Raw genomic sequence first — 14,889 nt, 5'->3', positions numbered from 1 at the left:
CGTTAGGGTAGAACCGACCGAAACCCTGCTGAAAGTGGAGACCCGTGACCGCTCACGTTGAAGAAACCCTCGTCCTCATCAAGCCCGATGGTGTTGCCCGCAACCTGATCGGCGAGATCCTCGGCCGCATCGAGACGAAGGGCTACCAGCTCGTCGACCTCAAGCTGTTCGAGCCCGAGCGCGCCCTGCTCGCCGCCCACTACGAGGAGCACCTCGGCAAGCCGTTCTACGAGCCGCTGATCGAGTTCATGGAGAGCGGCCCCATCGTCGCCGTGCGCGTAGCGGGCAACCGGGTCATCGAGGGCTTCCGTTCCCTCGCCGGCACGACCGACCCGACGACGGCTGCGCCCGGCACCATCCGCGGTGACCTGGGCCGTGACTGGGGCGTCAAGGTTCAGCAGAACCTCGTTCATGGCAGCGACTCGCCGGAGTCGGCGGCCCGCGAGCTCGCCCTCTGGTTCTGAGCAACTTGGGTCAGCTGTGCAGCAGTGACGCGATGACGTCGAGGCGCAGCTGGGCGAGCACGAAGATGATGAGGTAGCACACCACTGCGAACAGCCAGAGCACGGGGAAGAACAGCCCAGCAATCTGGCGTACATTCTCGCCGACCGGAATGTTGCCCTCTTTGAGGTTGTAGCCCGTGACGTACCAGAACAGTGCGATCACAACGGTCCACACCACCATGCAGTAGGGGCAGAGAGTTCCGAGCACGAAGATGCTCTGCGACATCAGCCAGATCACGAAGACCAGTGCCAGCACGATGCCGAAATTGAAGAGCATCCAGTACCACTTGGCGAAGGTGGCACCGGCAAGCAGTGACACGCCGACGCACACCACGATTGCGAAGGCGGCGACGCCGATGATCGCGTTCGGGAATCCGAAGAGCGAGCCCTGCCAGCTGGCCATGTTGGGCCCGCAGCTCACCAGCACCGAGATGTTGCATGAGGGCACGTACGACGGGTTGATCAGCGTTTCGATCTTCTCGATCGTGAGCGCGAACGAGGCAGCGAGGCCGATGAGGCCGGCGATCACGATGAAGATCGCGAAGGCGACAGTGCGACGGGGGGTCACGCTGTCGTCGTCTTCTGTCGGGGTCAGGGTGCCTTGGTCAGTGCTCACTGTCGGATTATGGCACACGGCGTTCACCCCCAATCTGGGAATGCGTGCGATAATTGTCGGATGCCTCCCGAGCCGCGCTCGGGTCGGCAGCAGAGAAGGCTTATCGGGCCGGTCAACTGAGCAGTAGCGCACCCGAAGCGCACAGCGAACGTCAGCCGTCCTGAACAACTTGTAGACGAATATGCGACACGTACAACGGCCAGAGCTCATGAGCCGGCCGTGAAGACGACAGTCGTGAACGTCAAGAATTTGCGGCTCCGGAGAAATCCGGGGTTAGCACGAGAGAGTACCCCGGCGGGTGGCGCGGTCGCCTTGCCAGGGCTAGGAGTGCACCAGCAATGGTGGAAGACCATATCGACAGTGAGAACAACCCGCCCGTGAAACGGCGTTCGCGCCTTTTCGGCGGGCGTAAAGCGCGCAAAGAGGCCGAGTCTCTTGCCGCTGCAGAAGAACAACTGCGAGCCGACAGGCTCGCCGACTCCCAGCGTGACGAACGCCAGCCCATTTCCGCGTTGCCTGCAGAGACCTCTGCTGCCGCACCGGGCCCGGCTTCGTCGACCGCGACGAATGTGAAGGTTTCCGTGTCAGAAAACGAATCGAACGAGCCGTGGCTCGAACCAGACCTCAACCAGGCCCCTGCGGCACCGCCCGCGACGACACCCCGACCGACGACGTCGCTGCTGTTCCAGGCCCCCGACATCCAGCCGCTTCCGCCGAGGGCTCCCCAGTACCGAGGCGATGACGACGATTTCGACGACAACGACGGCGATCGTGACGATCGCGGCGATGACCGGTCGAACCGCAACACAGACACAACTGTGCGCCGTCGCACCCGTCGCCGCAGCGGCGACGAGAGCCGCCTGCCAGACGACCTGCCGCCGAACACCGTGGTCAAGGTTCGCCCACCGCGCCAAGCGCAGGCCCCTGAGCTCATCACCGAGCCACAGCGCATCAAGGGTTCGACGAGGCTCGAGGCGAAGAAGCAACGCCGTCGCGACGGGCGTGACGCCGGCCGCCGACGCCCGGTCATCACCGAGGCGGAATTCCTTGCGCGCCGCGAGGCTGTCGACCGCTCGATGATCGTGCGGTCGAGCCAGGATCGCATCCAGATCGGTGTTCTCGAAGACGGGGTGCTCGTCGAGCACTACGTGGCGAAGTCGGCAGAAGCCTCGCTGATCGGCAACGTGTACCTGGGCCGCGTCCAGAACGTGCTGCCCAGCATGGAGGCCGCATTCGTCGACATCGGCCGCGGGCGCAACGCCGTACTCTACTCCGGCGAGGTCGACTGGGAGGCCGCCGACACCGGCAACCAGCCCCGCCGTATCGAGCTTGCGCTGAAGCCGGGCGACACCGTTCTCGTGCAGGTCACGAAGGATCCGGTGGGCCACAAGGGCGCCCGCCTGACCAGCCAGCTCTCGCTTCCCGGCCGGTACCTCGTGTACGTGCCGAACGGCAACATGAACGGTATCTCGCGGAAGCTCCCCGACACCGAACGTGCACGCCTGAAGAAGATCCTCAAGGAGGTGCTGCCCGACAACGTCGGCGTGATCGTGCGCACCGCAGCCGAGGGCGCCACCGAGGAGCAGCTCACGCTCGACGTGCAGCGCCTGATCGAGCAGTGGTCCTCCATCAGCGACAAGGTGAAGTCCCTGCAGTCGCCTGCGCTGCTGCACGGCGAGCCCGACCTGCTCGTCAAGATCATCCGCGACGTCTTCAACGAGGACTTCGGCAAGCTCGTGATCAGCGGTTCCGATGCTCGGGCGACGATCGAGACATACCTCGCACAGGTGGCTCCGGATCTGGTCGACCGCATCGAGATCTTTGACAGTGAGGCCGATCCCTTCGACCGTTTCCGTATCAATGAGCAGATCGAGAAGGCTCTCGACCGCAAGGTCTGGCTGCCTTCCGGTGGCTCGCTCGTGATCGACCGCACCGAGGCCATGACCGTGGTCGACGTCAACACCGGCAAGTTCGTCGGGTCAGGCGGAAACCTCGAGGAGACCGTCACGAAGAACAACCTGGAGGCGGCCGAAGAGGTCGTGCGCCAGATGCGCCTCCGTGACATCGGCGGCATCATCGTGGTCGACTTCATCGACATGGTGCTCGAGTCGAACCGCGACCTCGTGCTCCGTCGCCTCGTCGAATGCCTCAGCCGCGACCGAACGAAGCACCAGGTCGCCGAGGTCACGTCGCTCGGGCTCGTGCAGATGACCCGCAAGAAGCTCGGCCTCGGTCTTCTGGAATCATTCAGCGAACCATGTGAGGTGTGCGCCGGTCGCGGCGTGATCATCAACCACGACGCCGCCAAGCACAAGGGCCAGACCCCCCAGCCCGAGCGCCGGGCCCGCAACAAGGGCGGCTCTCAGAACTCGAACGGAAACGGCTCGAACAACAACGGCTCCAATGGTTCGCAGAACGGTGGCTCGAACGGCAACGGGTCGGGCAGCTCGAACGGTTCGCACTCCACTGGCGTCACCCACAGCATCACCCCTGCAGCCCAGTCGGCGCTTGCCAAGATCGCCGCGAGCACGATCGCCGGTGCGAACGTCGCCAAGACCGATCAGTCGAGGGCATCTGCAGCGGCAGCATCGAGCCCCGAGGCGCAGGAGGCTCTCGCGGGCCTGGTTGCCGCCATCGAGGAGACGATTGCCGGGTCGCCCGAATTCGAGCCGTCTTCACACCCGGGGGTGACCGCACCGGCCGAATCCCGATCGGATGCCGGTCCGACTCCCTCAGACGACGCGGGTGCAGATGAAGGCCCCAGGGCCGAGTTGTCGCAGCGCTCACGCCGCAATTCGCGCCGTTCGCGAAGCCAGCGCGCCGCGGCGAACGCCGAAGCCCGAGCCGAGGCCTCAGGTGGTCGTTCCGACGCTGGTGACAGTGCTGCCGAAGCCGAGGCCGCTGTCGCTGCCGAAGCAGAAGTTCCGCTGACGACGGAAGCCCCTGAACAGGCGAGCCGGGCCATGCCGGTTTTGGGTGACGAAGCCGCCACCACGGAACCACCTCGCGTCGAATTGCCGATCATCGATATTCCGGTGTCAACACCTGTCGTTCAGAATCGCAAGCGTGAAGACGCCGACAAGCTGCTCGGGTCTGTTCTTGACGCACTGCCCGAGCCCAAGCAGCCCGGCCAGGGTCGCTCGCGGAACCGTCGTGTTTCGACGGCCGCCCTGAGCGCCCCGGTCGAGAAGCCGTAGCGCGACTAGCGACTCTTGGTCGGGCGGTCTCGGGCGGTGACGCGCAGGCCGCTCGACCGCAAAGCCTCGACGATCTCGCGCATCGACGCCGGCACCGCGCCGGCGGCGATGGCATCGTCGTAGCGCTCTGACGGCAGGTCGTAGTGGTCGAGGTCGAAGCCGCGCCTCGGCACCCCGAGAAGGGCTGCGAAGTGATGCAGCTCGTCGAGGGAGGTGTCGCTGACCAGGTGCGACCACAGCGTGTTGTGGGCGGGCCACCGCGGAAGATCGATGAACACGGTCACCGGGGATCTACCGCTTCAGCGCCCAGAGGGTGACGGTGGCCGTCGCGTCGCCCGTCGTGTACTCCCGGGAATCGACCTTCGTGAGATCTGCGGCGTATTCCGTGCCCCAGTCAACCGGCGTGCACGCGCTGTCGGTCAGCAACCACTGAACGTCTGCCGCTCGTGTGGATGCGAGATCGAGAACACCGTTGTCTTTCTCAGCGGCAACCTGATGCACCTCTGCATACAGCGCCGGCCACGCCATTCCAGCGTTGAAGCTCGCGATCGGCCCGCCATCAGACGAGATCTTGAGTAAGAGTTGATCGACGCAATTGTCGGTGCTGACCAGACCATGGCCGGTCTTGGGCACCTCGTCGGCGAGCTCTCCCAAGGCGTTCAGCCGCGGCGTGTTGAGGTTCATGAGCGAGTGGAAGACGGTGTCTTTGTTGAACGCCCGGAAGTCTGCCGAGGAGATGAAGATGACAACCCCGCAGACGGCAACGCTGGTCAGCGCGAGCACCGTCGCGACCGTCGACTGGGCGGCCCTCCGGCGAGGGAAGAAGCCTCGCCGGGTCAGAAGAGGTCTCGCCCCGAGGTAGTCGATCGCAACCATCGCCCCGACGGGAAGGGTAGTGAACCCCACAATGCAGAACATATCGAGCCAGAACCTGTACGGTTCCTGGTTCGCACCCCACACGTCATTCGTCGCCGTCAGGGCCCAGGCAGCGATCGCCCCGATCGGAAAGGCGAGCCACAAGGGCTTTCTGCGGTGGATTCCCGCAGCCATGATCGCCAGAAGCGGCAGGAGAATCGGCAGCGCAGCGACGATTCCGCGCCAGTCGACCCCCAGGTCTTTGGATGACGAGACCCGGTAGACCAGGAAGGGATCTTTCGAGAGCAGGCCGAACACCGTGCCGATCACCTGCGGGGACGCCGCGACAACGAGCGCGACCAGCGGAAGAATGGCATCGAGTTTGACGCGCAGAACGAGAACGACGATACCCGGCAGTGCGGGGGCGAGGCCGAAAGCGAGCGCCGCAAGCGGCCCCAATCGGCCCGCCACCAGAGGGCCGAGCAGGAAGACGGCGACGACGAGCACCAGCGAGAGGATGATCATCCATCGGCGCTTCGCTGTGACCAGCGCATACGTGGCGACCACGAAGATGGCCAGGTAGACACACACCAGGAAGCCGTAGGTCTGCACGTTGGCCGCCAGGCCTATGCATGCCGCGCCGAGGCTGTAGAGCACCCGGCGTTTCCACACGGAATCGACTCTCACGAACGTCGACAGGATGACCAACATGCCGATCGAACCGAGGGAGAGAGCTGCTGTTTCTCCGTTGAGTGTGAAGAACACCCCGAAGGCCCCCCAGAGAACAGCGTGGGAGCTCAGGTTCGTGAACCAGTTACCGTCTTGCAGGTAGACGGCGAAGGTACCCAGGAGGAACGGCAGGGGAGCGAGGATCGGCATCCACCAGCGCCGCGTGAGTACGTACAGAGTCGTTGCAATCGCGGCGATCAGGACGACCTGTACGGCCAGACCGCCCACCGACCACGCCTGCAGGGGATTGATGCCGGTGATACGGGAGATGGTGCCGATGACGTAGTAGTAGAGGTGCGGGTAGTTGTTTGTGCCGGTGTTGGTGAACGGTTCGACGTTGGCGAGCCGGCCGTCAGCGGCATTCGTCACCATCGACATGTACGACAGTTGGTCTCCGGCGAAGTACGACCGGAACGAGCTCCACGCGAAGTCGGTGCGTTGCAGGAGGTTGCTCCACTGCAGTCCGACGTGGAGCACAATCGCTCCGACAATGGCGGCGACGGCCAGGGCCGGCCGCACGAGACTCAGCGGCCGTGCGAAGATCATTTCGGGGTCCTCGACGCCAGCAGCATCGATGGTAACGGTCTGAGTCACGGGAAGCTGGCTCCTCTAGATGCTGTTGCGGGCCGGCGCAGGCCGAGCGCCCTATGGCCGAACAGCATCCTACTTCGCTTCGGAGTATTATCGAGGCAGGTCGATTGTGCGGCGCGTTTGACCCGGGTGCCACCGTGAAGTAAAGTAGACCGTTGGTGCGCGCACGGCTTTGCCCGCGCATCCGACTCCAGATTTTTACCCCCGGGTTTGCAGAAGGTTTCTGCGTGCGGTTGTGCGCAGAAGCGTGTGGCTTCAGCCCTTTGAGAGAATAGGTACGTGAAGTGGTTTACGCAGTTGTGCGCGCCGGTGGTCGGCAAGAGAAGGTAGAGGTTGGCACGATCGTCACCCTCGACCGCATCAAGGCCGACAAAGACGGCAACATCCAGCTGGCAGCGGTGTTGCTGGTCGACGGTGAGAAGATCACGTCTGACTCGAAGTCGCTGGCCAAGATCACGGTCACCGCAGAGGTCCTCGAAGACCTCCGTGGGCCGAAGATCGTCATCCAGAAGTTCAAGAACAAGACCGGATACAAGAAGCGCCAGGGCCACCGCTCTGAGCTGACTCGTGTCAAGGTCACCACGATCAAGTAAGGCTGGGTAGAACAAATGGCACACAAAAAGGGCGCGAGTTCCACTCGCAACGGTCGTGACTCCAACGCGCAGCGACTCGGCGTGAAGCGCTTCGGTGGTCAGGTCGTCTCCGCTGGCGAGATCATCGTTCGCCAGCGTGGCACGCACTTCCACCCCGGCGTCAACGTCGGCCGTGGCGGCGACGACACGCTGTTCGCTCTGGCTGCAGGCTCTGTCGAGTTCGGCCAGAAGGGTGGCCGCAAGGTCATCAATATTGTCGTTCCGGTGGCGGCTGAGGCTGCCTTGGTGTCTGCCTAGTCAGGTACCTCTTGTTGTGAGAAGGGGCGGGCTTCGGCCCGCCCCTTCTTTCGTTTCATTGGCCGGCGTCTTCGTTTCATTGGCCCTGCGTTTTTTCGTTCAACCCTTCGTTAGGAGAGCAAATGGCAACGTTTGTTGACCAAGTAACCCTCCATCTGCGCGCCGGAAACGGCGGCAACGGCTGCGTGTCGATCAAGCGGGAGAAGTTCAAGCCGCTTGCAGGCCCCGACGGCGGCAACGGCGGCAACGGCGGAGACATCGTTCTCGTGAGCGACCCGCAGACGACGACCATTCTCGAATACCACCGCCGGCCCCACCGTGTCAGTGAGAACGGTGGCCCGGGAATGGGCGACCACCGTAGCGGCTTCTCCAGCGAAGACCTGATCCTGCCAGTGCCGGTAGGCACCGTCGTGAAAGACGAGGAGGGCAACACTCTCGTCGACATGGACGAGCCGGGCATCCGTATCGTCGTCGCACCCGGTGGCCAGGGGGGCCTCGGCAACGCGGCCCTTTCGTCGAGCAAGCGCAAAGCTCCCGGTTTCGCGCTGTTGGGCACTCCCGGCTGGGAAGGCGACATCTTTCTCGAGCTCAAGACGGTGGCCGACATCGCCCTCGTGGGGTACCCCTCCGCCGGCAAGTCGAGCCTCGTCGCGGCGATGTCGGCAGCGAAACCGAAGATCGCGGACTACCCGTTCACAACGTTGCACCCCAACCTTGGTGTCGTTCAGGCCGGCGAGGTGCGCTACACCGTTGCCGATGTTCCCGGGCTCATCGAAGGCGCCAGCGAGGGCAAGGGCCTCGGTCTCGAATTCCTTCGGCACGTCGAACGGTGCAGCGCCCTTCTGCACGTGCTCGACTGCGCCACGCTCGAGCCCGATCGCGACCCGATCAGCGACCTCGACATCATTCTCGCCGAGCTCGCCGCCTACCCGGTGCCAGAGGGCCAGCTCCCGCTGCTCGACCGCCCGCAGCTGATCGCACTCAACAAGATCGACGTGCCCGAAGCGCGCGACCTGGCTGAAATGGTTCGCCCTGACCTCGAGGCACGCGGCTACCGCGTATTCGAGATCTCGACCGCCAGCCATGAGGGCCTGCCTGCGCTCTCGTTCGCTCTCGCCGAGGTTGTCACCAAGGCGCGCGCCGAGGCCCAGCTCGAACAGGCGAAGCCGCGCATCGTTATCCGGCCGAAGGCTGTCGACGATGCTGACTTCGTCGTCAAAGTCGAGGGTGGGTCGTTCGGAAACATCTACCGGGTGCTGGGCGGCAAGCCCCAACGCTGGGTCGCACAGACAGACTTCACCAACGAAGAGGCCATCGGCTTTCTCGCCGACCGGCTCGCCAAGCTGGGCGTCGAAGACGAGTTGTTCCGCGCGGGGGCCGTGGGCGGCTCGACCGTCGTCATCGGCCCGGGCAACGGCATCGTGTTCGACTGGGAGCCGACCCTCACCTCGACGGCCGAACTGGTCACGGCACCTCGCGGTACCGACCCGCGCCTCGACATCAATCCTCGCCGCACCAACCAGACCCGTCGCGAGCGCTACGTCGAGATGATGGATGCCAAGGCTGCCGCGCGCGCTGAACTCGTCCGTGAGAAAGAAGCCGGCCTCTGGGGCGATGAGGCAGACGGTCTCGGGGATTCCGAGTTCACCGAGGCGGACTTCGCCGCTGCTGCAGCAGGCGCCGGCGCATCCAGCGTCGACGATGCCGCTGAATCACAGGCGGAGCGCCCCAGTGACAAGGATGACGCGTGACACGCAGTCTCCTCTCGTCGCGTGACGGGATCGTCGCGGCCAGGCGCGTCGTCGTGAAGGTCGGCTCCTCGTCGATCAGCGGCGAGAATGCCGGCCAGATCGGCCCGCTCGTCGCAGCGCTCGCTGCTGCGCACGGTCGCGGCACCGAGGTCATCCTCGTTTCGTCGGGTGCGATCGCCACCGGTATGCCCTACCTGCAACTGGATGCCCGGCCCACCGACCTCGCAACCCAACAGGCTGCCGCGGCCGTCGGCCAGAACGTGCTCATCTACCGCTACCAGGACAGCCTCGACCGCTTCGGAATCGTGGCGGGCCAGGTGCTGCTCACCGCCGGCGACCTCGAGAATCCGAGCCACCGCTCGAACGCCCAGCGGGCGATGGAGCGGCTTCTGGGCCTTCGGATCCTGCCCATCGTGAACGAGAACGACACCGTCGCCACGCACGAGATCCGTTTCGGCGACAACGACCGGCTGGCTGCCCTCGTGTCGATCCTGGTCAGGGCCGAGTTGCTGGTGCTGCTCTCCGACGTCGATGCCCTGTACACACGTCCTCCCCACGAAGCGGGTGCCGTGAAGATCGTCGACGTGCCGGTGGGCGACCTGCTCAGCGATGTGACGTTCGGCGACATCGGTGCGGCTGGTGTCGGCACCGGGGGAGCTGCAACGAAGGTGTCGGCGGCGCGCCTCGCGGCAGACGCAGGCACCGCCGTTCTGGTGACGAGTGCGTCGCTCGTGAACGAAGCGCTCGCCGGGCATCCGGTCGGTACGTTCTTCGTTCCCCAGCACGCCTGAGACCGCCCATCTCGGGTCGGGCATTGGGTAGAATTCGGGTATGTCGCACACCACTCTCGACGCTCCTTCGCTGACCGACAAACTGCTCGCGGCGCGTACCGCCTCGCTGACTCTCGCAACGGCGAACGCCGACCTCAAGAACCGAGCACTGCACGCCATCGCCGATGCCGTCGAAGGCGGCGCGGGCACGATTCTGCCGGCGAACGAGCTCGACCTGGCGAACGGCCGCGAGAACGGTCTCTCGAAGGCGCTGCAAGACAGGCTGGCGCTGACGGATGCTCGGCTCACCGTCCTCGCCGATGCCGTGCGCGAGATCACCACTCTTGTCGACCCGGTCGGTGAGAGCATCCGTGGCCGCGTGCTGCCCAACGGCGTGCGCATCGACCAGGTGCGGGTGCCGTTCGGTGTGGTCGGCGTGATCTACGAGGCGCGGCCCAACGTCACCGTCGACATCGCGGCTCTGGCGCTCAAGAGCGGCAACGCCGTGGTGCTTCGTGGGGGGTCTGCCGCCGAGAACACCAACAGTGTGCTGGTGTCGCTCATTCAGGAGGCGCTTGCGAGCGTGGGGCTGCCCGCCGATTCGGTGCAGACCATCGACGAATTCGGGCGTGACGGCGCGAAAGAACTCATGCAGGCTCGAGGCCTCGTCGACGTACTCATCCCTCGGGGAAGCGCGTCGCTCATCAACACGGTGGTGGCCGAATCGAAGGTTCCCGTCATCGAGACGGGTGCCGGCGTGGTCCACGTGTTCCTCGACGAGAGCGCCGACGAGAAGTGGGCCGTCGACATCGTGCACAACGCCAAGGTGCAGCGCCCGAGCGTGTGCAACGCCCTCGAGACACTGCTGGTGCACCGCGGTGCTGCAGAGCGGCTGTTGCCCGCCGTGCTGGCCCGCCTCCGGGCATCCGGTGTCGTCATTCATGGCGACGACGAGACACGGGCGCTCTTCGCCGACGCGGTCGCGGCCACCGAAGAAGACTGGCAGGCCGAATACATGAGCCTCGACCTGGCCGTCAGGGTCGTCGGCGACATCGATGAAGCGATGGAGCACATCCGCCAGTACTCGACGCACCACACCGAGTCGATCATCACCAATGACCTCGGCAATGCCGAACGCTTCCTCAACGAGGTCGACTCTGCCGCCGTGATGGTGAATGCATCGACGCGCTTCACGGACGGCGGCGAGTTCGGGTTCGGTGCGGAGGTCGGCATCTCCACCCAGAAGCTCCACGCGCGAGGGCCGATGGGGCTGCCCGAGTTGACGAGTACAAAGTGGCTCGTGCGTGGCAGCGGCCAGATCAGGCAGTGAAAGGGCACATGCCGCCCAACCGCTAGTCTTGTATCGAACCGAGGATCTCAGGAGAACCCATGTCTGTTGTTGCAAATGCGATCGTGCTGGCTGAAGGCGTCGTCAATGAACTGCCGATCCCCGCGTTCTTCTTCGGCCTGATCGCGTTCGTCATCTTCCTGGCCTCCGGTCTCGTCATGTGGAGTTACCGTGACGTAGCCAACCGTCACGCACACAAGGGTGAAGCCTTTGCGAAGACGCACGACCTGCACGGGCACGGCGACCGGACCGGTGCGGATCACTGAGGTCTGCTGCACAAGCATGTCGGCCAGACGACGGGCACGCAGCGCATGACGGCAGTGACGCCGGCGCTCGAGGGGCAGCCGCGGCGACCGCGGATCGGGATCATGGGCGGCACCTTCGACCCAATCCACCACGGCCACCTCGTCGCCGCGAGTGAAGTGGCACAGTTCTTCGACCTCGACACTGTGCTCTTCGTGCCAACGGGCCAGCCTTGGCAGAAGACCGATGTGACAGAGGCAGAGCACCGGTATCTCATGACGGTGATCGCGACAGCATCCAACCCTCGTTTCACGGTGAGCCGGGTCGACATCGATCGCGGCGGGCCCACCTACACGATCGACACGCTGCGCGACCTGAAGGCGGCGAACCCCGATGCAGACCTGTTCTTCATCTCGGGGGCTGACGCGATCGCGCAGATTCTCGGCTGGAAAGACGCCGTCGAACTCTGGTCTCTCGCCCACTTCGTCGCGGTGTCGCGGCCGGGCCACACCCTCGCCATTTCCGCTTTGCCGCGCCAGGACGTAAGCTATTTGGAAGTTCCGGCGCTCGCGATTTCGTCAACCGACTGTCGTGGGCGGGTAGGCCGGGGATTCCCAGTGTGGTACTTGGTACCCGACGGTGTAGTTCAGTACATCACCAAGCATCACCTATATCGGAGTGTTGAATGACTGTGCCTCACGACGAGCAACCGCTGACCAGGCGGCAGCTCCGTGACCTCGAGCGTCAGAAGCCGCGCAAGCAGCAAAAAGAAGAAGCGAAGGCCGCCGAAGAGGCTGAGGCCCAGCGACGGGCCGAGGCTGCTGCCGAAGCCGACCGCGAACGCCTGGCCTTCGAAGAAGAAGCTGCCCGAGCCGTGATCGCTGCACCTGCTCCGCGCGAAGTTGCTGAAGACGCGCCTGAGGTCGCTCCGATCGAACCGGTTTCCGACGATGGGCCCGCTGACGTTGCGGCTGCTGTTGCTGTTGCTGACGAGCCAGTGGCCGAACCCGACCCCGGTACCGATCCAGCCTCGGTCGACGTCGCAGGCGATTCGCCTGCGGTCGACGAGGGTGACGACGACGTGCAGCCCGGTGCGGCCCTTGCTGCAACGACCGCGATGCCCATTCTGAGCAGGCGCGCCCGCCGCGCACTCTCAGCCGATCATCCTTACGCGACACCGGCCGCGGCTGCGGACAGCGAAACGGCACCTGAGACTGAAGCGGCGCCGGCAACGGGCCCGATCATCGCCGAACTCATCCACGAAGACGAGCAGGCCCCAGAGGGGGTCGACACCAGTACTTTCGGTGTGGGCAACATCTGGGCCGACCGCAGCGCGGCAGCGTCAACAGGTGTGGATGACGCTCCGAACTCGGAGCACGTCGAAGGCGTCGAGGCCGCAGAACCCGTCGTCGAAGAGTTGCTGGTCATCGACGAGGCCGTCGCTCCCGAGCTCGCCGCCGCCGAAGAAGACGAACTCGCTGAGATCGACGACACACCGAACCCCGACGCTGTTCACATCATCACCATCGATGAGAGCCCCGAGGCGCCGATCCTGGCCCCGCTGTTCCAGACCCCTGTCGAGCGCGAAGTCATTCGCACTGACCTGGCTACGACATCTTTCGACGACTTGATCGGCGCGCGCGGTGTCGGTTCATCGAACAGTGTCTTGAGCACCAGTGCGCTCGTCCTCCCCTCTGTGCCGAACCACGGTGACGTGGGAACAGCGCTCGATGAGACCGGCGAAGTCATCATCACGGGTTCGATCGACCTGCCCATGAGCCTCGGTTCGACGGGTGCCGCACCCGCCGACGGCCTCGAATCGGCCGAACTCGACGCATTTCTCGACCATGACAGCGAGATCGGTTCCGATGTCGCTCCGGTGAGCGCCACACGCGCCATCAGTACTCATGGGTCCAGCTCCGGACTGGTCGCCCCGCCCAAGAGAAGCCGGGTCAACGCACCCGTCATCCTCGCGGTGACGGCCGGTGTGCTTGCAATCGGGGTCATCGGCCTCCTGCTCGCTGCCTTTGTTTTTCACATCTTCTAACCGTTTGGTAACCCACACTTCGTGACTGCAACACCTCGTTCCCTAGAACTCACCCAGATCGCCGCAACGGCGGCCGACGCCAAGCAGGCCGAAAACATCGTCGCACTCGATGTCTCCGGCCCCCTGCCCCTGACCGACGTCTTCCTGCTCGCCTCGGGCCGCAACGAACCCCAGGTTCGCGCCATCGCCGAAGAGGTCATCGACAAGCTCCTCGAACACGGCGTGAAGCTCCTGCGCCGCGAGGGCCTCTCTGAGGGCCGCTGGGTGCTGCTCGACTTCGGCGACGTCGTCGTGCACGTCTTCCACGACGAAGACCGCATGTACTACTCCCTGGAGCGCCTGTGGAAGGACTGCCCGGTCGTTCCGCTCACCATCTCGGTGGGCTGACCGCCGGGTCCGGATGCTCGAGGATGCCCTCTCCTCGGCGGTCGGCCAGAGTGCCTCGTGGTTTCGCGGCGGGGCCCGGCATGTAGTAGTCTAAGCAAGTTGTTTCGAGCGAAAAGTTCGAGATTTCGGGGCTGTGGCGCAGTTGGTAGCGCACCTGCATGGCATGCAGGGGGTCAGGGGTTCGAATCCCCTCAGCTCCACCAAATGAAAGCGGCTCACCTCAGGGTGGGCCATTTTTCTTTCTCCATTCTCGGGCAATGCGCTACAATTCTGTACATGACAACTCTTTCCGTTGCAGATGCCCGGGCCAATTTCTCTCGCATCGTCGAATCGGCCGCGACGACGCATGAGCGCTTCGAAGTCACGAAGAACGGTGGCCGAGCCGCCGTAATCCTCGGTGCTGACGACTACGACTCGTTGATCGAGACGGTTGAGCTGCTGAGAGATTCAGAGTCGATCGAGGCGATTCGTGTGGGTATTCGCGAAGTCGAAGCGGGTGAGGTGTACGACCTCGAGAACGTTCGCGCTGCCATGCGAGAAGCAGGCCGTCTCGCCGAGTGAATGAGAAGTATGAGGTCACATTCACCAAGTCCGCGCGCAGGGCGCTCGCTGAGGGGCTTCCCGAGAAAGTAGCCACTGCGGCATTCGAGTTCATTCTGGGTGCACTGAGCGAGAACCCCACACGACTGGGCAAGCAACTCGAAGAGCCGCTCTATCCGCTGTATTCGGCCCGCCGCGGTGAGTACAGGATCATCTACCGAATCATCGACCGGCAGCTGGTTATCGTGATCATCTCGATCGTGCACCGGAGGGATGCTTACAAGACACACTGACGTCGGGCTGTGCGTCTGCTGCGCCGACGTGAGCCCCGTGGGGCGGCCGCATTTCGGCGCAGGCGACTCACTCGGGCAGTGAGCCCGCTTGACGTTGACGCAGCGTCAAGCCGTAGTGTCTGTCGGTGA

Annotated in this window: 16 protein-coding genes and 1 tRNA gene; 14 read left to right on the top strand and 3 right to left on the bottom strand. The window is 64.3% G+C overall.

Features of this window, described 5'->3' with window-relative positions; all coding sequences use genetic code 11:
- The first annotated feature begins 44 nt into the window (after nt 1–44).
- Entirely contained in the window at nt 45–464 is a 420-nt protein-coding gene (gene ndk / locus JOE66_RS11845) for a nucleoside-diphosphate kinase (protein WP_205109706.1), read from the top strand.
- Between the two features lie 10 nt (nt 465–474).
- Here ndk and JOE66_RS11840 read toward each other — a convergent pair whose 3' ends face one another.
- Nucleotides 475–1,119: a vitamin K epoxide reductase family protein gene (locus JOE66_RS11840; protein ID WP_307827177.1), complete on the bottom strand. Its 645-nt coding sequence runs from the start codon at nt 1,117–1,119 to the stop codon at nt 475–477.
- A 338-nt stretch (nt 1,120–1,457) separates the two neighbouring features.
- Here JOE66_RS11840 and JOE66_RS11835 point away from each other — a divergent pair, with 338 nt between their 5' ends.
- Complete coding sequence (locus JOE66_RS11835) at nt 1,458–4,316, top strand: Rne/Rng family ribonuclease (RefSeq protein WP_205109702.1); 2,859 nt, start codon at nt 1,458–1,460, stop codon at nt 4,314–4,316.
- A gap of 5 nt (nt 4,317–4,321) precedes the next feature.
- Here the strand turns inward: JOE66_RS11835 and JOE66_RS11830 are convergent, their stop codons facing one another.
- Complete coding sequence (locus JOE66_RS11830) at nt 4,322–4,600, bottom strand: DUF4031 domain-containing protein (protein ID WP_205109700.1); 279 nt, start codon at nt 4,598–4,600, stop codon at nt 4,322–4,324.
- A gap of 7 nt (nt 4,601–4,607) precedes the next feature.
- Nucleotides 4,608–6,494 (bottom strand): putative glycosyltransferase family protein, encoded by a 1,887-nt coding sequence (locus JOE66_RS11825; protein ID WP_205109698.1) that lies wholly within the window; start codon nt 6,492–6,494, stop codon nt 4,608–4,610.
- Between the two features lie 281 nt (nt 6,495–6,775).
- On the opposite strand from JOE66_RS11825, the gene rplU reads away from it, so the two are divergent.
- The 12 genes from rplU (at nt 6,776) to JOE66_RS11765 (ending at nt 14,760) form a co-directional block, all read left to right on the top strand.
- Nucleotides 6,776–7,084, top strand: coding sequence for a 50S ribosomal protein L21 (gene rplU / locus JOE66_RS11820; RefSeq protein WP_205109696.1), 309 nt, complete (start codon nt 6,776–6,778; stop codon nt 7,082–7,084).
- A 15-nt stretch (nt 7,085–7,099) separates the two neighbouring features.
- Nucleotides 7,100–7,381, top strand: coding sequence for a 50S ribosomal protein L27 (gene rpmA / locus JOE66_RS11815; RefSeq protein WP_205109694.1), 282 nt, complete (start codon nt 7,100–7,102; stop codon nt 7,379–7,381).
- 122 nt (nt 7,382–7,503) lie between these two features.
- The gene (gene obgE / locus JOE66_RS11810; RefSeq protein WP_205109692.1) at nt 7,504–9,132 is read left to right on the top strand and encodes a GTPase ObgE; all 1,629 of its coding nucleotides are present in this window, start codon (nt 7,504–7,506) and stop codon (nt 9,130–9,132) included.
- Entirely contained in the window at nt 9,129–9,923 is a 795-nt protein-coding gene (proB, locus tag JOE66_RS11805; RefSeq protein WP_205109690.1) for a glutamate 5-kinase, read from the top strand. The genes obgE and proB overlap by 4 nt, the downstream gene beginning before the upstream one ends.
- Before the next feature lie 40 nt (nt 9,924–9,963).
- Entirely contained in the window at nt 9,964–11,232 is a 1,269-nt protein-coding gene (locus JOE66_RS11800) for a glutamate-5-semialdehyde dehydrogenase (RefSeq protein ID WP_205109687.1), read from the top strand.
- A gap of 59 nt (nt 11,233–11,291) precedes the next feature.
- Entirely contained in the window at nt 11,292–11,516 is a 225-nt protein-coding gene (locus JOE66_RS11795) for a hypothetical protein (protein ID WP_205109685.1), read from the top strand.
- A gap of 45 nt (nt 11,517–11,561) precedes the next feature.
- A complete protein-coding gene (gene nadD / locus JOE66_RS11790; protein ID WP_205109683.1) occupies nt 11,562–12,182 on the top strand; it encodes a nicotinate-nucleotide adenylyltransferase in 621 nt (206 codons plus the stop codon).
- A complete protein-coding gene (locus JOE66_RS11785) occupies nt 12,179–13,540 on the top strand; it encodes a hypothetical protein (protein ID WP_205109682.1) in 1,362 nt (453 codons plus the stop codon). Before nadD ends, JOE66_RS11785 begins: the two co-directional genes overlap by 4 nt.
- A 21-nt stretch (nt 13,541–13,561) precedes the next feature.
- Complete coding sequence (rsfS, locus tag JOE66_RS11780; protein WP_205109680.1) at nt 13,562–13,927, top strand: ribosome silencing factor; 366 nt, start codon at nt 13,562–13,564, stop codon at nt 13,925–13,927.
- A gap of 127 nt (nt 13,928–14,054) precedes the next feature.
- Nucleotides 14,055–14,130 (top strand) — tRNA-Ala (locus JOE66_RS11775).
- 73 nt (nt 14,131–14,203) lie between these two features.
- Complete coding sequence (locus tag JOE66_RS11770; protein WP_205109678.1) at nt 14,204–14,488, top strand: type II toxin-antitoxin system Phd/YefM family antitoxin; 285 nt, start codon at nt 14,204–14,206, stop codon at nt 14,486–14,488.
- Nucleotides 14,485–14,760, top strand: coding sequence for a type II toxin-antitoxin system RelE family toxin (locus JOE66_RS11765; RefSeq protein ID WP_205109676.1), 276 nt, complete (start codon nt 14,485–14,487; stop codon nt 14,758–14,760). The genes JOE66_RS11770 and JOE66_RS11765 overlap by 4 nt, the downstream gene beginning before the upstream one ends.
- Nucleotides 14,761–14,889: the final 129 nt, after the last annotated feature.

This window comes from Subtercola frigoramans, assembly GCF_016907385.1.
In the GTDB taxonomy this organism is placed as follows: Bacteria; Actinomycetota; Actinomycetes; order Actinomycetales; family Microbacteriaceae; genus Subtercola; species Subtercola frigoramans.
Note: the sequence above shows the minus strand (reverse complement) of the source record. Positions and strands in the feature narration are given on the sequence as shown.